Source organism: Herbiconiux sp. UC225_62 (assembly GCF_042694625.1).
Taxonomy (GTDB): Bacteria; Actinomycetota; Actinomycetes; order Actinomycetales; family Microbacteriaceae; genus Herbiconiux.
In genome coordinates this window covers 2380603-2397838 of sequence record NZ_CP170551.1, presented here as the reverse complement: position 1 = coordinate 2397838, position 17236 = coordinate 2380603, and the positions used below count along the sequence as shown (strand labels likewise).

The window sequence follows — 17236 nt, the reverse complement described above, 5'->3', positions numbered from 1 at the left end:
GGTCATAGGGACGGATGTGAATGGCAATCATCGACGTTATGGATGAAACGAGCGCCGGGCGCGCATCGGCCCGCCGAGCGCTCGCGGGTCTGGACCTCAACCTGGTGGTGCACCTCGACGCCTTGCTGACCGAGCGCAACGTCACGCGCGCAGCGGAGAGGCTGAGCCTCAGCCAACCGGCGATGAGCGCGGCGCTGTCGCGCCTGCGGGCGATCTTCGACGATCCGCTCCTCCTGAGGCGCGGGCGCATCCACGAGCTCTCGCCGCTCGGTTCCCGGCTCGCACCGGCGGCCGCAGACATCGTCGACCGCCTGCACGGGATGTTCGGCATGACGGCCGGCTTCGACCCGGCCGAGGAGGAGCGCGAGTTCGTCATCCACTGCTCCGACCATTCCGCCGCGGTCGTCGGGGCCCGCGTCCGTCGACTCGCGGCCGAGGCGGCACCGCGCGTGCGCCTGCGCTTCGTGCACCATGAACTCGGGGGCGACGAATCACCCGGCGACCTGCTCGCCCGCTCCGACGGCGCGCTCCTCCCCCATGGCGTGCTGCGCAACAGCCCATCCGTCGATGTCTTCGACGACCGCTGGGTCTGCATCGTCTCCGAGAGCAACACGACGGTGGGCGAGACGCTGAGCGTCGAGAACCTCGCCGCCCTCCCCTGGGTCACGACGCATCACGGTCCGGCGGTCGAGGTCGTCATCGCGCGCCAGCTCGCGGCGCTCGGAGTGGAACCGCGCGTGGGCGCCGTGGTGGACGGCTTCTTCGCCGTCCCGCACTTCGTCTCAGGCACCGACAGCATCGCCGTCGTTCAGCAGCGATTGGCCGAGCATCTCCCGCCCTCGCTCGGCGTGCGCACGGTGGCGACTCCGTTCGAACTCGAGCCGCACTCGGTCGCGCTCTTCTGGCACCCACTTCACGACGACGAGCCGGCCCACCAATGGCTCCGCTCGCTCTTCGTGCGCGCCTCCCACGACATCCCACCCCTCTCGGGGCCGGTGCCGTCAGTCGGATGACTGCCGGTCGCGGTGCTCGGCCAGGAGGGCCTTGATGCGTTCCATGGTTTCCAGGGCCTCGACCGTGGCCGAGATCGGACGGGTCGGATGCTCGAGCTCGCCGGCGAGGATGGCCGCGTTCACCTCGCGGAACATCGGCACGTAGCCGAGCTCCTCCGCCGGGAACTCGATCGTCTCACTCACCGGAGGTGCCGGAGGTCTGCCCGTGGTGACCCGGATGCTGCGGGGCGAGAACAGGGGCTCGTTCAACGAGATGCTGCCCTGCGTTCCCCCGATCCATCCGCTCGGCGGCACCAGGAAGGTGATCGACGTCACCAACTGGGCCGACGCGCCCGACGCGAAGTCGAGTTGATAGGTCTCGTGCAGATCGACCCCGTCGTCGCGCATCTCGCCGCGCACGGTGATGTCGGTCGGCGTGCCGAACAGCAGTTGGGCGAGGGTCACCGTGTAGATGCCCATGTCGTAGAGCGCACCGCCGCCGAGGGACGCATCCCAGAACCGCGGTGGGCCGTCGGCGGGCACGGGATAGCCGAGCCCGGCCTGCAGGAAGCGGGGTTCCCCGATGACACCCTCGGCGATGAGCTCTCGGGTGCGCCGCACCGCGGGCCCGAACGCCATCCACATCGCCTCCATCAGGAAGCGGCCGTGGCGAGCGGCGATCGCGCCGAGCTCGCGGGACTCATCGGCGGTCATGGTCAGCGGCTTCTCGCACAGCACGTGCTTTCCGGCCTCCAGGGCTGCCTTGGCGTAGGCGAAATGCGTGCTGTGCGGCGTGCCGATGTACACCGCGTCGACCCCGTCCGCGGCGCACAGCTCCTCGAAGGAACCGTACGCCCCCGCCAGGTCGAACTCGGCGGCGAAGGCATCCGCCGACGCCTGCGAGCGCGAGGCGACCGCTACCACCTCAGCGCCACCGCTGGCGCGCAGGTCGCCGACCGTGCGGCGCGCGATGCCGCCCGTGCCCACGACGGCCCAGCGCACCCGATCATTTGTTGCATCAGACATCACAGGCCGCCTACGCGTCGGTCTTCGTCGAGAACGCGGCGTCGAAGGCTGCGTGCGGAGGCGTGATCTCGGCGAGCTTCCGCACGAAGGCGAGGGCCTCGGGCGCGCCGACGAGTCGGTCCATGCCGGCGTCCTCCCATTCCACGCTCGTAGGCCCGTCGTACCCGATGAAGTTGAGCGCGCGGAACAGCGGCTCCCACTCCACCGCGCCGTGCCCGGTCGAGACGAACGTCCACCCGCGCCGCGGGTTGGCCCAGGGCAGGTGCGAGCCGAGCACGCCGTTGCGCCCGTCGAGGTTCGTCACCGACTCCTTCACGTGCACGTGGAAGATGTGCTCGGCGAAGTCGAGCACGAACGCCACGCTGTCCAGCTGCTGCCAGACGAAGTGCGAGGGGTCGAAGTTGAACCCGAACGAGGCCCGGTTGCCGATCGCCTCGAGGGTGCGCTTGGCGGTCCAGTAGTCGTACGCGATCTCCGAGGGGTGCACCTCGAGGGCGAACCGCACCCCGACCTCCTCGAACACGTCGAGGATCGGGTTCCAGCGATCGGCGAAGTCGGCGTAACCGCGCTCGATCATCGCATCCGTCGCCGGCGGGAACATCGCCACGTACTTCCAGATGCTCGAGCCGCTGAAGCCGTTGACGGTCGTGACGCCCAGGGCGGCAGCGAAACGCGCCGTGTCCTTGAGATCCTCGGCGGCGCGCTGCCGCACACCCTCGGGATCGCCATCGCCCCACACGCGGTCCGAAAGGATGTCGCGGTGCCGCTCGTCGATCGGGTCGTCGCACACCGCCTGCCCGGTCAAATGGTTCGAGATCGCGTAGACCTCGAGCCCGTTCACGGCCAGGATGTCGCGGCGGCTCTGCACGTACTCCGCGTCATCCCAGCGCGACACGTCGATGTGGTCGCCCCAGCAGGCGATCTCGAGGCCGTCGTAGCCCCACTCGCCGGCGAGCCGGGCCACCTCCTCGAAGGGCAGGTCGGCCCACTGGCCGGTGAACAGCGTGATCGGTCGTGCCATCGTCACTCCTCCTCGTGAGCGGCTGCGCCGGTGCGCACCCACCGTGAATCCTCGGCCGCGCTGGTCTCGACGGCGTCGAGAACCCGCTGCACGGCCAGACCTTCATCGAACGTGGGATGCGCCGCGACACCGGCGACGACCGCTTCCACGAAATCCTTGGCCTGGTGCACGAAACCGTGCTCGTAGCCGAGCATGTGCCCGGCCGGCCACCAGGCCGAGACGTACGGATGCACGGGCTCGGTCACCAGGATGTCGGTGAATCCCTGCACCTCGGCATCCGCTCCCCGGTCGTAGTAGCGCAGGGAGTTGAGCTGCTCGAGATCGAACGCGAGCGCGCCCTTGTCTCCCGAGATCTCCAGCGTGAGGGAGTTCTTGCGGCCCGTGGCGAAGCGCGTCGCCTCGAACGAGGCCAGCGCCCCACTCTCGAGTCGCCCCGCGAAGAGGGCGACGTCGTCGACCGTGACGTCACCGAACCCCTCGCCCGCCGTTCCGCTGAGCCCGGAGCCCGAGCCCTGCAGCGGGCGGCGCTTGACGATGGTGTCGACGACGCCCGACACCGACTCGATCCGCTGCCCGGTGACGAACTGCGTCATGTCGATGATGTGGGCGCCGATGTCACCGAGCGCACCCGAACCGGCGTGCTCCTTCTGCAGGCGCCAGGCCAGCGGCATCTCGGGGTCGACGAGCCAGTCCTGGCGGTACGCGGCGCGCACCTGCTGAACCGTGCCGATCCTGCCCGCTGCGATGAGGTCGCGCAGAAGGGTGACCGCCGGAACCCGGCGGTAGGTGAAACCGACCGTGGCCACCACACCACGGCCGGCGGCTTCGCGAGCGGCCTCGGCCATCCGCTCAGCCTCGTCGACCGAGTTGGCCAGAGGCTTCTCACACAGCACGTGCTTGCCGGCCGCCAGAGCCGCGAGGGTGATCTCGGCGTGCGAGTCGCCCGGGGTGACGATGTCGACGATGTCGATGTCGTCGCGGGCGACCACCTCGCGCCAATCGGTGGCGGCCTCGGCCCAGCCCCACTTCGCGGCGGCAGAGGTGACCGCCGGCCCGTTCCGGCCGACGATCACCGCCATCTCCACGTCGTCGGGGAGATCGAAGACAGCGGGCGCTTGACGCCAGCCGACCGAGTGCGCCGCACCCATGAACCCGTGACCGATGAGGGCGACGCGCAGGGTCATGCCAGCACGACCTCGCGCTCCACGGGAACCCGGTTGGTCACGTAGCGGCCGGGTGCGATCTGCATGTAGAGCAGACGCATCGTGAGCACCACCTCGACGGTGATCTTCTCACCGGGGGCCGGCACCTCGTCGAGCGAGATGACGACATCCGGGCGATCGGCCACGAACCAGAGGGTGTCCCACTGCTCGGGCAGTTCCTCGATGCGGTAGCTCTTGCCCGCCAGCTCGAAGCGCAGTCGGTCGGTGGGGATCTCGACACCGTTCACCGACGCGGCGACGTTGTCGACGGCCGAGAGCCAGAGACTCCGGTACCAGGGCAGCTGCACCGAGACCGCGATGCCGCCGTCGACGCGGCGCACATCCTTCTCGGCGAAGAGTGAATTGTGAGTAGCCATCAGTGCATCCCTACTTGAAAGTGTCTTCGAAGGTGTCGTGCGCGACCGGCGGAACCGGCTCGAGCTTCTGCACCGTTTCGGGGTCGTACGGGTAGTTGGGCTCCGGCGCCGGCTCGTCGGCCGGTGGCATGAACACGGCCTTGCCGTCGTCGCCGAAGTACATCAGGTCGAGGTCGAAAGCGCCCCGGTTCTTCAGACCGAAGCTCACCCAGTTCTCCTCGAACGGCGCACGCGCCAGTTCGTAGCAGCGGAACTTCCAGAACTTCCACTCGCCGTCCTGCTTCAGGAAGTCGATGGCGTACTTGCACCACACCCAGTGCGCCCACACCTTCTTGCCGAGAACCTCGTCGGGCGAGTACATCTCGGGGAAGCCCTTGGCCACCTCGGGATCGGTGAGGCCCGATTCGGTGCCGGCCATCATCCAGACGCCCTTGGCGGTCTTGCCGTCGGCGGCGACCTCGATCACGGGGGTGTTGGTGGCGTGCAGGATGAGCTTGCCCACCGGGTGCGGGCGGTCGCGGTGGTACCGGGTCACCCTCTCCCAGGTGGTGTACTGACCGGCGTTGGTGTAGCGAGCCCGGATGCCCTCGGTGCCCTCCTTCACCCACAGCGGGATGATCTGCTCGTCCTCGAACGCGTTGTGCAGGTACATGTAGCGGTTGAACAGGTTCTCGACCTGCCCGCGGTCCTCGGCGCGCTGCGCGAGCCGGGTGGCGGCGCCGAGCTCCTCGCGGAGACGGGCCACCTCCTGTGCGAGCTCTGCGACCGAGACCTCTTCTTGGATGTCTGTCATTTCGTGTTCCTCGTCTCTCAGGCCTTGACGGCCACAGCTTCTTCGATGGCACGACGCATGAGCGCGTGCTGCTTCTGAACCAGGTCGATCGGGTCGGCCTCGCCGAGGTCGGAGAAGGCGTGGCCCTCCCACTCGCTCGAGAGGTAACCCTGGTAGCCGCCCTTGACGAACTGCTGCACGATGCGCGGGATGTCCATCGCGGGCTCGTTGCCGTCGGCGTCGATGTCGTAGAACTTGGCGTGCACGTGGAAGATCTGCGGCATGATGTCGAGCCACTCCTCCGCGGGCACCAGTCCGTGCATGTTGAACGCGAGACGCGTGAACGGACCGAGGCGGGCGAAGTCGAAGTTCTCGCTGGTGAGGAAGTCTTCGAACTTCTGGTTGCGCACGTACATCGGCGTGGGCTCGTGCCAGATCTCGTTCATCACCGAGAAGTACTCCTCCGGCATCCCCATCTGGCGGAGCGTCCGCAGGAGGGTGGGCGAAAGGCTGTGCATCGTCGAGGAGAAGTCGGCGGTGAAGCCGAGGCGGTCGCTGCCGAGCTCGTCGTACACCTCGCGGATCTCGAGCACTTTCGGGTCGTTCGGCCCGGAGGGTGCGTGGATCTCGTAGCCCAGCTTCTGGTCGTACTTCTCGGCCAACGGCAGGAGGCTCCGCAGCAGCTCCTTGCCGGCCGAGCGGATGACGATCTTCTTGAAGCCGAGGGTGTGCGCCGACTTCAGCTGCCGCGCGAGGAACTCGTACTCCTCGTCGGGCGACATGTCCTGGCCCTTCTTACGGCCCATGTCGAGGTTGGTGCCCACCGCGCTGGCTTCCAGCCCGTACTTCTCGAGGCTGTCGAACCAGAGTTTCACGAACTCGTCGTCGACGTCGGGGTAGCTGCGCAGCATCTGGGCGAAGTTGAACTCCACGCCCGGACCGAGATTGTGGTCTGCAGCCGCCTTGATGAGTGTTTCGGGGGTGTAGAGCCCGGCCGCGAACTCGCTGGTGAGCGAGTAGAGCGTGATGCCGAGTTTGATGCCGGTACCGGCGATTCCGTCTGCCATGATGTGTCTTCCTTCGGGCTCAGCGGGTGGGCTGGGCGAGGTGGGCGGAGAGGATGGAGCGTGCTTCGGCCGGATCGGTGATCATCCGCGAACCCGCGTCGATCGCCGCCGAGCGCTGCACGGCCTGCTCACCGCGGATGATGTCGAACGGGCTCTCCCAGTAGTTCCAGTGCCAGCCCTCGTACTCGCTCGAGATCGCCCCGCTGTAGCCGTGGTCGATCAGGAACTTGACGAGGCCGCGCACGGGCACCGACGGCTCCTCGCCGTTCTCGTCGATGCCGAAGAACTTGCCGTGCACGTGGCGGATGAAGGGCGCGATGCCCTCCCAGGTGTCGATCTGAGCCGGGCCGAACAGGCCGGTGCCGTTGATGCCGAAGTCGACGCCGAGGTCCGGGCGACCGTACTGGTGGGCGAGCCGGATGAAGGCGCCGAACCGCTCGCCGTGGGCCTCCTGCGTTGCGGGTGGCCCCTCCTGGTAGGTGCGGTCCCAGAGCTCGCTGACGGCGGCGAGCAGTTCGTCGCTCGCGCCGCGCCGGCGGTAGGCCTCCAGCAGGGAGGGCGCGAAGCCGGTGACCGTGGCTCCCCAGTCGGCGGTGAAGCCGAGCAGGGGCGAGTCGATCTTCTCGAACGCGTCGCGTAGCAGGATGATGTCCTCGTGCAGGCCGTGGTGGTGCGCGTGCACCTCGAGGGCGAGCGTGACGCCCGTGCGCTCGGCGACCGGGAGGATCTTCTCGAAGAACTCCGGCGGGAGTCCGGTGGGCGTGATGCGAGCCACGGGGAAGCCGAGCTTCGCCGCGGCCTCGACCTGGGGCGTCATGTACTCGACCACCTCGTCGATGCTCATCATGCGCCGGGGGTCGACCGCCCAGTCGCCGTTTCCGGCGAGCGACGTCGGCACGAGGTCGAGCTCGGCCATGATGTCGCGGAACCAGCCCACGAATGCGTCGTCGACCTTCGGGAAGTCCCGGATGCTCGAGAAGCCGATCACCTCGACGCCCGGCCCGTACCCCTCGGCCGCCACCTTGCGCAGGAGGCCTTCGAGGTCGTATTCGCGAGCGTGGAACGCGCGGGTGAAGCTGTAGAGCGTCACACCCTGGATGGGGGTTCCGAGTTCGGTCGTCATGAGGCCACCGCTTCCATGGTCTTCTCGTTGTGCTCTTCGATGCGGAGCACGCCGTGGTCGGTCACGATGTAGGGGATGTAGAGCTTGAGGGCGACGCGCACCTCGTGCGCTCCGCCTGCCTCCAGCGGGATGTCGCCGGAGAGCACTGCCGAGTCGGTGGGGAACCACCACTGATCGATGACGCCGACCATCTCGTCGAGCGAGTAGGTGCGGTCGTTCATGGTCCAGCGGATGGACTCGGCGGGAGCGGCGACGCCGTCGACGCTGAACTCGACCTCGGAGACCGAGGCGGCCGGCAGGGAACGGTACCAGGGCAGGCGCACTTCGACGGTCGTCTTCTTCCCGTCCGTTTTCAGGGTGTTCTCTTCGATGATCCGATCAGGAATCACGACGACCTCCTCGTCTGCGTGCGAACCCCCGTGCGGGGCGACGACAACTTTGTCATTATTCAGCCATTCTATTGTTGGTTTTCGACGTAAGTCAACGGATTGCGGCGCGGGATGCGATCGCTCTGGCACCTTTGACAGCCAAGGCGACCGAGGTCAGCGTCGGGTTGCAGGCGGTCGAGGTGGGGATCACGTTGTTGCCGCCGAGGTAGAGCCCCTCGACGCCCCAGACCTCGCTGGTGGGGCTGACCACGCTCTCGCCGTCGTCTCTCTCGCCCATCCGCGTCGTGCCCTGGTAGTGCAGCGACGCGCCCAGCGGGAGCTGGAAGGGCTTGTCGTCGAGGGTCTGGCCCACAGCCCGACCCAGGGCCACGATCTCCTCCTTGGCGCGCTCGATCACCGCGCGATCGCGCTCGGTGAGCGAGTAGTGAACGCGGATGGCCGGCAACCCGTAGCTGTCGGTCGCCTCCTCACTGAACTCGAGTCGGTCGTCCCGCTGCAGGTCCTTGGCACAGAAGAGCCCGAGGCCCACGATCGAGCCCGGCACGACGGGGTCGTCGTCGGCGAGCGGGATGGGCGAGGCGTCGAGCTGCATGATCTGGCCGTGGAAGGGCATCTCATCGGTGAACGGAACCCAACTCACTCCGCTGGACTCGCTCAGCGTTCCACCCGTTCCGGGCACCTCCGCGACCTCGACGTCGTCGATTCCGGTGATGCGGGCAGCGAAGACCACCTGCGACTGGTCGTTGAGGTAGCGGCCCAGCGCATCCGGCCGGATGCCCGATGCCCAGAGCAACTGCGGGGTGCGCAGACCGTCGGCGGCGACCACCACGTAGCGGGCGCGCACCTCGTGCGACTCGCCGGTGCGCAGGTCGCGCACCTCGATGCCCACGGCGTGGCCGTCCTCGACGATCACCCGCGTGGCGAGCGTCTCGTCGAAGAGCGTGAACTCGGGGTTGTCGCGAGTCGCATCCCCCATCACCACGTCGGAGCCCGACCACACGAGCCGGCCGTCCTCGCGACGGTGCACGGCCAGCGGCATCCGCTGGACGCGGGCGGAAGGCGCGCGGCCCGCGTCGACCGCGGCGGAGAGACGGGACCGCAGCAGGTCACCGAAGGGCGCGCCGTCGAAGGCGTGGGTGGTGACGCCGAGCAGGCGCTCGCCCTCGGAGAGAAGCTCGTCGAGCTCGCCGGTGGCGTCGAGGAAGGCGATGCGCTCGCTCGCGCCCGGGCGCGGGCAGGCGGCCGTCCAGTGCGCGCCCATACCCCCGACGTTGCTCGACATCGCGGCCATCGGGAGACCGTCGCCGCTCGCGGCGAAGTCGCCGTCAGGCAGAAGGTACGTGCCGGGCCGGGCCCGCCGCCCGCCCTGCGCGACGGCGCGCGGGCTGTTGAGCGTCGCCTCGCCGACTCCCGGGCCCTCCGAACTCCGCTGCGCGGCGGCCCGGAGGTCGGCGTCGACGATGTTCTTCACATGGGCCCCCGCGGGCTCCGACACCGTCGGGCCCACCTCCACCATGGCGATCGTGAGACCGGGGGCCTCCTCGCTCAGGATGCGCGCGTAGGCCGACCCGGTCGGCCCGCTGCCGACGATGGCGACGTCGACCGCATCCGGATACCGGCCGCTCATACGCGTGCCGCCACCTCGCGGATGAGCGCGACGGACGCGTTGCTCTCCGTCGTCGGGTAGTACTCGAGGCCGATCGGGCCGGCGTAACCGGCCGCCCGGAGGAGGCCGAGACGCTCGTCCCAGTCGAGCGAGCCGGTTCCCGGCTCACCACGACCGGGAGCGTCGGCTAGCTGCACGTACTTGATGAGCTCGCCACCGTTTGCGAGCTCCGCGGCCATGTCCTCGCCCTCGACCGCCGAGTGGTAGATGTCGTAGAGCACGCCGAAGAAGGGCGAGTCGACGCCGCGGGCGACGTAGACGCCTTCGGCGGTACGGTCCAGCAGCGATCCGGGGTGATCGACGCGAACGTTCACGGGCTCGAGGACGAGTGTGATGCCTGAGCCGTCGATCTGCGCGATGGCTTTCTTGTAGATCTCGATCAGGTCGTCGAGCTGGGTCTGCCGCTTCGACCCGCCGAATCCGGTGCCGCTGCCCACCACCATGCGGGTGTTGCCGAGCTCCTGGGCGATGGCGACGCCCTCGTCGAGCTTCTTGAAGAAGACGGAGTGGTCGCGCGGCGGGATCATGAATTGGGTTCGCGGTTCGGCGAGCTGGGCGACCAGGGCGGTGCCGGTTTCCTCGAGCGCCGCCTTGAGCGCCGGGATGTCCTTCGGCGTTGCCGGAGCGTCCGCTCCAGTCGGCCCCCACATCTCCACAGCGGTGAAACCGGCCGCCGCGGCGGCGCGCACGCGGTCGTGATAGTCGCCGGCCTCGGTGAAAAGCAGTTCGATATTGGGCGCGAGCGTGTACATGAGGACTCTCTTTCGTGGATGGTGACGAGCGGATCGGGCGGCAGCGCGGGCGTCAGCCCTTGAGGCCGCCCGAGAAGCCCTGGATGAAGCGCTTCTGGGCGAAGAGGTAGAAGGCGAGGATGGGGATCATCGAGACGATGACGATGGCGAAGATCTGGTTCCACGACGACACCAGCGAACCGATGTAGTAGTACATCGCCACCGGGAGGGTCTGGTTCGCCGAGCCGCCGAGGAAGATCAGCGACGTGAAGAAGTCGTTCCAGACGATGAGGCCCGCCAGGATGGCGACGGTGCCGGTGGCCGGAGACATCAACGGCAGCACGATCCGGAAGAAGATCTGCGTGCGGCTCGCGCCGTCGATCGTGGCGGCCTCCTCGTAGTCCATGCCGAGCCCGCGGAAGAAGCTGGCGTACAGGAAGATCGACAGCGGCAGCAGCATCCCGGTGTACAGCAGGATCATGCCGAACACCGAACCGGTGAGCCCGATCGTGCGGGCGCCGGCATACAGCGGTACCGTGCCGAGCTGAGTGGGCAGCACGATCGCGATGAGGAACAGGTAGAACGCCAGTCGGCTCCACCGGCTGGTGCTGCGGGAGATCACGTATCCGGTGAGGGAGCCGAGCAGCACCAGCAACAGGATCGCGCCCGCCGTGATGATGAGGCTGTTCACGAGGCCGAGGATCACGTTCGAGTTGCCGGTGGCCGTCAGCACCTTGGCGAAGTTCGAGAGGTCGGGCGCGGCGGGCGGCGCGAGCACCGACGCCGTCAGCACCTCCTTGTCGGATTTCAGCGCCGTGGTGATCAGGAAGTAGAAGGGGGCGAGGAAGATCAGTCCGAGGATCCAGAAGATCACCTCGCGGACGGCGGTGAGCGGTGTGTAACGGAACATCTCACTTCTCCTTCGAGCCACCGGCCGCGGCGCGCTGCTGCACGATCGCGAACACGAGGATGATCACGGTCAGAAGCAGCGCGAGCGCGGCGCCGTAACCGAAGTTGCCGAGGGCGAACGACTGCTTGTAGACCTGGGTGGCCAGGGTCTCGGTCGCACCGGCGGGCCCACCACCGGTCAGGGCCATGATCTGGTCGAAGACCCGCAGGCCGTTCACGAGTCCGAGCGTCGTGGCGATGGCCACGGCGGGGCGGATGGCCGGCAGCGTCACGTTCCAGAAGCGCTGCCAGAGGTTGGCGCCGTCGATGGCGGCGGCCTCCTCGATCTCCACCGGCACGGCCGCGAGGCCGGCCATGTAGATCACCATGGCGATACCGGTGTTCTGCCAGACCAGCACGATGAGGATGGTCCAGATGGCGTACGTGGGATCGGCCAACCACGACTTGACGTACTCGTCGAGGCCGACGGCCTTCAGGGCGATGTTGATCGGCCCGTTGAAGTCGAAGATGAACTTCCAGATGTACGACACGGCCAAGGGGCTGAGCACCACCGGCATGAAGAACAGCACACGGAGGATGTACCGCGTCTTGAGGCCCCGGTTCAGGCCCAGGCCGAGAGCGAGGCCGGCGATGTTGCTGAGGATGACGGCGCCGAACGCCAGGAAGAGGGTGTTGCCGAGAGCGCCGATCTTGGTCGGGTCTTTGAAGATCGCGACGAAGTTGTCGAGCCCGATGATGTCGAAGCTGCCGATGCCCGTCCAGTTCGTGAACGCGAAGAACCCGCCGATGGAGGTCGCGACGTAGTGGATGGCGAGAACGAAGAGCACGCCCGGGAGCGCCCACCACCAGTGACCGAACTTCAACAGTCGGCCGCGTCGGCGGGCCACGGGTCGATTGCCGCGAGCGTCGTCGCGGCGATGCGGCCGCCCGCTGCGCGGGGGCTCGACCGGGGTGCCGGTCTCGATGGTGGGTGTGGTGGTCATGGTGTCCTCTTCGTCGTGGGGGTGGGCCGGGGAACTGCCCGGGGGAACGACGCTCCCCCGGGCAGTACGGCTCACTGACCCCAGGCGGAGTCGAGCTGCGAGAGCACCTGGTCGATCGTGTTCTGGCCGGTGAGGAGGCCCTGGACACCGGTGGAGAGGGCGTCGTAGACCGCGGGGTTCGGCCAGACTCCGGCCGGCAGCGGGGCGTAGTCGCCGTTCTTCAGCAGATCCACCACCGGGGAGTAGATGGTGTCGCTGAGGTCCATGTCCTGGTAGGCCGACACGGGCAGCTCGCCGGAGTACTCGAAGTACTTCTGCTGGGCTTCCGGGGTGGCGAGCCAGTCGAGGAAGTCGGTGGCCGCGGTGTTGTCGGCCGACTTCGCGTTGAGCGACATCGTGTAGTTCGAGCTCGCCAGCACCGCCGTGTTCTTGCCGTCGGGCGTCGGGAACGGCTGGATCTTGAAGTCGGCCTGCTCGGGAGCGGCTGCCGCGATCTCGACGGCGGCACCGGAGGGGATGAACCCGCCGATCGAGGTCTGGCCCGCGAGGCCGTTGGTGATGGCGTCGAAGCCACCGCCCTCGACGCCGGGCTGGAAGCATCCGCCGTCCTTCAGGTCGAGGATGGTCTGCAGCGTGTCCTTCCACCCCTGGGAGTCCGCGAAGGTGACGTCGCCGTCGGCGCGCTGCTGGTTCCAGTCGGGGGTCTCCGCGTAGACGCGCGTCGCCGAGATCGCCTGGGCCAGGAGGCCCGCGTTGGGCGCAGCGCCACCGGCTACGGCGAAGAACGACTTGCCCTGCGAGGTCAGAGCCGTGCAGTCGGCGTAGAGGGTGTCCATGTCGGTCGGGAACTCGGTGATGCCGTTCTGACCGGCGGTGCCCATCGAGGCGACGATGGCGGCGACGGTGAAGTCGAGCGGCTGACCGTAGGTCTTGCCGTCGAACTGGAAGACCGACTCGCTGCCCGTGGGGATCAGCTTCGTCGCGGTGTCGTCGAGCGGGGCGAGGAAGCCGGCCTCGGCCAGCGGCACCAGGCCGCGGGCGTCGCCCGAACCGGGAGTGGTCTGGATGACGTCGGAGGCGTTACCCGCGGAGAGCTGGGTGCGGATCGTCTCGCCGTACTTGTCGTTCGGGGTCGGGTTCGAGGTGATGGTGATGCCGGGGTTCGCGGCCATGTAGTCGTCGGCGAGCGACTCGTAGGGGCTCTTGAGGTTGTTGGAGGTGGCGAACGTGAAGGTGAAGGACTTCGAGTCGCTGTTGTTGGAACTGTCGCTCGATCCGGAGCATCCGGTGAGGATGAGAGCGGTGGCTGCGGTGGCGGCCACCAGCCCGGTGCGGAGGACGCGAGAGCGGCGTTGCTGTGGCATGTCCAGCCTTTCTGACTTCGTTGTCGGCACCCCGGTCATTCGAGGAGCCTGCTGTTCCGTCAGTATCGCATCGGTTGTGCTAGAAAAGCACATAAGTTGTTTCGATATGCGGCATAAGCCGGTGGCTAGACTGATCTCATCCTGACCCGGAGGTTCACACAGTCGTGGCCGACTACACGCTTCTCTCCCGACTCGACCTGAATCTCCTGGTCGCACTCGACGCGCTGCTCACCGAACGCAGCGTCACCCGGGCAGCCGACCGGCTGCACCTGAGCCAGCCCGCCCTCAGCGCCTCGCTCGCGCGACTGCGCACGCATTTCGACGACCAGATCCTGGCCAGGCGTGGCAACTCCTACGAGCTCACGCCGTTCGCCCTGCGCATCTCGGAGCACACCGCCACCGCCCTCGAGGCGGCTCGCCGGGTGTTCGAGAGCCAGGCCACCTGGTCGCCCACGCAGTCGACCCGCGAGTTCTCGGTGTACGGCTCGGACTACGGGTTCGCCACGATCGGCACCGTGGTCTCGAGGCTCGCGTCGGAGCGCACCGAAGGAGTGCACTTCCGCTTCATGCTGCACAACCCGGTGGTGGTCGAGGACGCCGCGAACCGGCTGCGCTCTGCCGACGCGATGATCCTCCCCCACGGTTTCGTCACCGACATGCCGTACGCCGATCTCTGGCACGACGACTGGCACGCCGTGGTCGACGAGTCGAACAGCGCGGTCGGCGACGAGCTGTCCATGAGCGACCTGGCATCCCTCCCCTTCGTGTTGACCTACGCCTCACGGAGCGCGTTCACGTCGGCGGCGCGCCAGATCCAGCAGCTGGGCATCGAGCCGAAGATCGACGTCGTGGTGGAGAGCTTCCTGTCGATGCCGTACTTCGTGCTGGGCAGCGATCGGGTCGGGCTGATCCAGGGCGCGCTCGTGCCGCTCGCGCAGAGCCTCGGCGGGCTCCGCATCGTCGGTCTGCCCTTCGCCGCCACCCCCATCACGAACGCGCTGTGGTGGCATCCGGTGCACAGCAGCGACCCCGAGCACGCCTGGATGCGCGCGCTCTTCACCGAGGCGGGGCGCATCGTCGAGGAGACGGTGCACCGCGCCTCCTGACAAGGAGTGGCATGAATCACGAGACCTCGGATCTGATCCGGGCAAGCCTGCGCGGGGTGGTCGACGTCGAGGTCGGCGCGACCGGGTTGACCCCGATGCGATTGCCGTCGAGGGCTCGCGCGCAGTCCGACTCGGACTGGATGCGGGTCGCCGCGGAGCAGGCCTCCGGGGTGCGCTGCGAATTCCGGACCGCGGCGACCTGGATCGAGCTCACCGTGGAGACGACCGGCCTTCACCTGCCCTGGATTCCCGAGCACGTGCGCTGGTCGGTGTTCTCCGCGGTCGTCGACGGCGAGCCCGTCGGCGACACCCGCGTGACGGGTGGTTCGGAATTGCACCTGGCGGTACCCGGCGGACCCCGATTCGTGAAAGGCGAGCCGTCGGTCGTGCGCTTCGACCTCGGCGGGTCGGGTGCCGAGGAGCGACGGGTCGTCGTGTGGCTGCCGCAGACCGATACCGTCGAGATCCAGGATGTCCGCGCGGATGCCCCGGTTCGGCCCGCCGAGCCGCTCGACCGGCCGCGGTGGTGGCATCACGGCAGTTCCATCAGCCACTGCATCGAGGCCGAGACGCCTCTCGGCGTGTGGCCGGTCGCCGCGGCCGAGCACCTGGATCTGGATGTCACCAATCTCGGCTTCGCCGCCAACGCCCATCTCGATCCGTTCACGGCCCGAGCGATGCGCGATTCGGGTGCAGATCTCTTCAGCCTGAAGATCGGCATCAACATCGTTGGCGGCGACACCATGAAGCGACGAACGTTCATACCCGCCGTGCACGGATTCCTCGACACGATCCGAGACGGAGCGCCGACGGCACCGATCCTGGTCATCTCGCCGATCCTCTGCCCCATGCACGAAGACACACCGGGCCCGACCGTCACCGACCCGAGCACCGGCGAGCGGAGGGGCACGCCGAGTTCGGCGACCGATGTCCTGGAACCACCGCTCACCCTGCGCTCGGTGCGTGAGATCCTGAGGCAGACCGTCGAGGCCCGTTCGGCGGAGGACGGCGCACTGTTCTATCTCGACGGTCTCGATCTCTTCGGCGAGGGCGACCTCTCAGAGCTCCCCGACGGGCTGCATCCCAGCCCTGCCGGATATCTGCTGATGGCGAAGCGGTTCGCAACGTCGCCCGCGGTCGCCGAATGGGTCGCGGCGGGGCGACGCTGAGCGCCGCCCGATGACGTAGCGGTCGGAGGGCGTTCAATCGAGGCGCGACGCCACGCTGCGCATCAACGAGTGCTGCCGACGCACCTGCTCGATCGACCGCCAGGGGGCGCGGTCGCCCTCGTACTCGCTCGAAAGGTATCCGGTGTAGCCGGCGTCCTTCAGTCCTTGCAGCACCGGTTGCCACGGGATCTGCTGGTCGACGAGATCGTCGTCGATGTCATGGAACTTCGCTTGCACGAACACCACGTACTCGCCGATGGCGAGGAGGTCGGCCGGGTCGACTCCGATGCCGTCGAGGAAGGCCGGCCGGGTCTCGCGCGTCTCGCCCGGGCGGAGCGGGATGGGGCGGTCCTGGAAGATGCCGGTGTCGATGAGCAGGCCGAAGTGCTTCGTGCCGGTGCGCTGGATGAGGTCGATGTAGTCGTCGACGACCGGATGCTTGATCGGCGTCGGCGAGTGGATCTCCGGAGCGATCACCACATCGAGCTCGGCGGCGAGGTCGAGGCTGCGCTCGACCGACTCCGTCCAGATCGGGTCGGGCACGAGGTCGCTCGACACGACTCCGATCTTCGGGCGCACGAAGGAGAAACCGAGCTGCTTCGCCAGCCGGAGGTCGCGTTGGAGGGCTGCCGCGCCCTCCTCCGGCGTCATCCGCCGCGCGTTCGGGCCGCTGGAGTGCAAGCGGGTGTCGATCCAGGAACCGTAGTTCGCCGGAGTGAGCGAGTAACGCTCCAGCAACTCGAACCACCGGTCGAGCCAGGCGCTCGTGGGCTCCGGATAGCGCGCGACGTGGGCCTCACCGAGGATCTCGACGCCGGTGGCACCGACGTCGGCGACGTGGGCGAGCGCCGTCTCCAGGTCGAGCACGGTGCCGAAGTCGTGCATGAAGCTGTAGAGGCTGACGCCGTACTGGAACGGCCCGCCGTCCTCCGTCGACCGCAGCGTGATGCGCCGGGTCTCGCGATACACCGAGGGCTGGTGCTCTTCGGGGATGTACGACATCCGCAGTCGCAACTCGACCGAGACCTCGTGCACGCCCTCCGGCAGTCCGCCGGGGAAGGGCACCGTGATGATCGCAGCGTCCTCGAGCGGCCAGCGCACGCCGTCGGAGTCCCACAGCTGCTGCAGCGTGTAGGTGGCGCCTTGGAGCGTCCACAGAGGAACGTCGGCCGGCACGTCGACCAGGTCGCCCACCCGCACGGCCACCCCGTCGATGAGCGAGGCCGCCATGCCCCGGTAGGACTGCATCCGCAGCCCGAGTTGGAAGCCGGTGACCTCTCCCCCGTCGCTGACGTTGCGGAAGCCGATCGATTGGATCAGATCGCGTTCGAGAAGCATC

The 17236-nt window shown here is 68.0% G+C and carries 17 protein-coding genes; 3 read left to right on the top strand and 14 right to left on the bottom strand.

The genetic code is table 11. From position 1 onward, the window contains the following. Positions 1–38: 38 nt before the first annotated feature. Positions 39–1013 (top strand): LysR family transcriptional regulator, encoded by a 975-nt coding sequence (locus tag ACFJGU_RS11635; protein ID WP_382303700.1) that lies wholly within the window; start codon positions 39–41, stop codon positions 1011–1013. On the opposite strand, the gene ACFJGU_RS11630 is transcribed toward ACFJGU_RS11635, so the two are convergent. The 13 genes from ACFJGU_RS11630 to ACFJGU_RS11570 form a co-directional block, all read right to left on the bottom strand. After that, positions 1002–2018 (bottom strand): Gfo/Idh/MocA family protein, encoded by a 1017-nt coding sequence (locus ACFJGU_RS11630; RefSeq protein WP_382303699.1) that lies wholly within the window; start codon positions 2016–2018, stop codon positions 1002–1004. The two genes, ACFJGU_RS11635 and ACFJGU_RS11630, sit on opposite strands and share 12 nt — an antisense overlap. Positions 2019–2028: 10 nt before the next feature. Beyond that, a complete protein-coding gene (locus ACFJGU_RS11625) occupies positions 2029–3039 on the bottom strand; it encodes a sugar phosphate isomerase/epimerase family protein (RefSeq protein WP_382303698.1) in 1011 nt (336 codons plus the stop codon). 2 nt (positions 3040–3041) lie between these two features. Further along, entirely contained in the window at positions 3042–4223 is a 1182-nt protein-coding gene (locus ACFJGU_RS11620) for a Gfo/Idh/MocA family protein (RefSeq protein ID WP_382303697.1), read from the bottom strand. Beyond that, complete coding sequence (locus ACFJGU_RS11615; RefSeq protein WP_382303696.1) at positions 4220–4618, bottom strand: DUF6379 domain-containing protein; 399 nt, start codon at positions 4616–4618, stop codon at positions 4220–4222. Before ACFJGU_RS11615 ends, ACFJGU_RS11620 begins: the two co-directional genes overlap by 4 nt. 10 nt (positions 4619–4628) lie before the next feature. After that, complete coding sequence (locus tag ACFJGU_RS11610; protein ID WP_382303695.1) at positions 4629–5411, bottom strand: nuclear transport factor 2 family protein; 783 nt, start codon at positions 5409–5411, stop codon at positions 4629–4631. A gap of 17 nt (positions 5412–5428) precedes the next feature. Beyond that, a complete protein-coding gene (locus ACFJGU_RS11605) occupies positions 5429–6457 on the bottom strand; it encodes a sugar phosphate isomerase/epimerase family protein (RefSeq protein WP_382303694.1) in 1029 nt (342 codons plus the stop codon). A gap of 19 nt (positions 6458–6476) precedes the next feature. Then, positions 6477–7580: a sugar phosphate isomerase/epimerase family protein gene (locus ACFJGU_RS11600; protein ID WP_382303693.1), complete on the bottom strand. Its 1104-nt coding sequence runs from the start codon at positions 7578–7580 to the stop codon at positions 6477–6479. Beyond that, positions 7577–7969, bottom strand: a complete 393-nt coding sequence (locus tag ACFJGU_RS11595) for a DUF6379 domain-containing protein (protein WP_382303692.1) — start codon at positions 7967–7969, stop codon at positions 7577–7579. Before ACFJGU_RS11595 ends, ACFJGU_RS11600 begins: the two co-directional genes overlap by 4 nt. A 91-nt stretch (positions 7970–8060) precedes the next feature. Further along, the gene (locus ACFJGU_RS11590) at positions 8061–9596 is read right to left on the bottom strand and encodes a GMC oxidoreductase (protein WP_382303691.1); all 1536 of its coding nucleotides are present in this window, start codon (positions 9594–9596) and stop codon (positions 8061–8063) included. Then, complete coding sequence (locus ACFJGU_RS11585) at positions 9593–10387, bottom strand: TIM barrel protein (RefSeq protein WP_382303690.1); 795 nt, start codon at positions 10385–10387, stop codon at positions 9593–9595. The genes ACFJGU_RS11590 and ACFJGU_RS11585 overlap by 4 nt, the downstream gene beginning before the upstream one ends. A gap of 52 nt (positions 10388–10439) precedes the next feature. Beyond that, the gene (locus ACFJGU_RS11580) at positions 10440–11276 is read right to left on the bottom strand and encodes a carbohydrate ABC transporter permease (RefSeq protein WP_382303689.1); all 837 of its coding nucleotides are present in this window, start codon (positions 11274–11276) and stop codon (positions 10440–10442) included. 1 nt (position 11277) lies between these two features. Next, the gene (locus tag ACFJGU_RS11575) at positions 11278–12258 is read right to left on the bottom strand and encodes a carbohydrate ABC transporter permease (RefSeq protein WP_382303688.1); all 981 of its coding nucleotides are present in this window, start codon (positions 12256–12258) and stop codon (positions 11278–11280) included. A 71-nt stretch (positions 12259–12329) separates the two neighbouring features. Next, on the bottom strand, positions 12330–13622 hold the full coding sequence (locus ACFJGU_RS11570) for an extracellular solute-binding protein (RefSeq protein ID WP_382303687.1): 1293 nt from the start codon (positions 13620–13622) through the stop codon (positions 12330–12332). Positions 13623–13786: 164 nt separating this feature from the next. Between ACFJGU_RS11570 and ACFJGU_RS11565 the strand changes: the two genes are divergently transcribed. Both ACFJGU_RS11565 and ACFJGU_RS11560 read left to right on the top strand, forming a co-directional pair. Then, entirely contained in the window at positions 13787–14728 is a 942-nt protein-coding gene (locus tag ACFJGU_RS11565; protein ID WP_382303686.1) for a LysR family transcriptional regulator, read from the top strand. Between the two features lie 11 nt (positions 14729–14739). Continuing rightward, a complete protein-coding gene (locus ACFJGU_RS11560; RefSeq protein WP_382303685.1) occupies positions 14740–15897 on the top strand; it encodes a GDSL-type esterase/lipase family protein in 1158 nt (385 codons plus the stop codon). A 33-nt stretch (positions 15898–15930) separates the two neighbouring features. On the opposite strand, the gene ACFJGU_RS11555 is transcribed toward ACFJGU_RS11560, so the two are convergent. Further along, positions 15931–17235: a DUF6379 domain-containing protein gene (locus tag ACFJGU_RS11555; protein ID WP_382303684.1), complete on the bottom strand. Its 1305-nt coding sequence runs from the start codon at positions 17233–17235 to the stop codon at positions 15931–15933. Position 17236 lies beyond the last annotated feature (1 nt).

Bases quoted from the DNA above. Each gene is read 5' to 3' on its own strand.
- ACFJGU_RS11635 (WP_382303700.1), top strand. From the start codon at position 39: ATGGATGAAACGAGCGCCGGGCGCGCATCGGCCCGCCGAGCGCTCGCG.
- ACFJGU_RS11600 (WP_382303693.1), bottom strand. From the start codon at position 7,580: ATGACGACCGAACTCGGAACCCCCATCCAGGGTGTGACGCTCTACAGC.
- ACFJGU_RS11615 (WP_382303696.1), bottom strand. From the start codon at position 4,618: ATGGCTACTCACAATTCACTCTTCGCCGAGAAGGATGTGCGCCGCGTC.
- ACFJGU_RS11610 (WP_382303695.1), bottom strand. From the start codon at position 5,411: ATGACAGACATCCAAGAAGAGGTCTCGGTCGCAGAGCTCGCACAGGAG.
- ACFJGU_RS11605 (WP_382303694.1), bottom strand. From the start codon at position 6,457: ATGGCAGACGGAATCGCCGGTACCGGCATCAAACTCGGCATCACGCTC.
- ACFJGU_RS11570 (WP_382303687.1), bottom strand. From the start codon at position 13,622: ATGCCACAGCAACGCCGCTCTCGCGTCCTCCGCACCGGGCTGGTGGCC.
- ACFJGU_RS11575 (WP_382303688.1), bottom strand. From the start codon at position 12,258: ATGACCACCACACCCACCATCGAGACCGGCACCCCGGTCGAGCCCCCG.
- ACFJGU_RS11620 (WP_382303697.1), bottom strand. From the start codon at position 4,223: ATGACCCTGCGCGTCGCCCTCATCGGTCACGGGTTCATGGGTGCGGCG.
- ACFJGU_RS11590 (WP_382303691.1), bottom strand. From the start codon at position 9,596: ATGAGCGGCCGGTATCCGGATGCGGTCGACGTCGCCATCGTCGGCAGC.
- ACFJGU_RS11625 (WP_382303698.1), bottom strand. From the start codon at position 3,039: ATGGCACGACCGATCACGCTGTTCACCGGCCAGTGGGCCGACCTGCCC.
- ACFJGU_RS11580 (WP_382303689.1), bottom strand. From the start codon at position 11,276: ATGTTCCGTTACACACCGCTCACCGCCGTCCGCGAGGTGATCTTCTGG.
- ACFJGU_RS11555 (WP_382303684.1), bottom strand. From the start codon at position 17,235: ATGCTTCTCGAACGCGATCTGATCCAATCGATCGGCTTCCGCAACGTC.
- ACFJGU_RS11585 (WP_382303690.1), bottom strand. From the start codon at position 10,387: ATGTACACGCTCGCGCCCAATATCGAACTGCTTTTCACCGAGGCCGGC.
- ACFJGU_RS11560 (WP_382303685.1), top strand. From the start codon at position 14,740: ATGAATCACGAGACCTCGGATCTGATCCGGGCAAGCCTGCGCGGGGTG.
- ACFJGU_RS11630 (WP_382303699.1), bottom strand. From the start codon at position 2,018: ATGTCTGATGCAACAAATGATCGGGTGCGCTGGGCCGTCGTGGGCACG.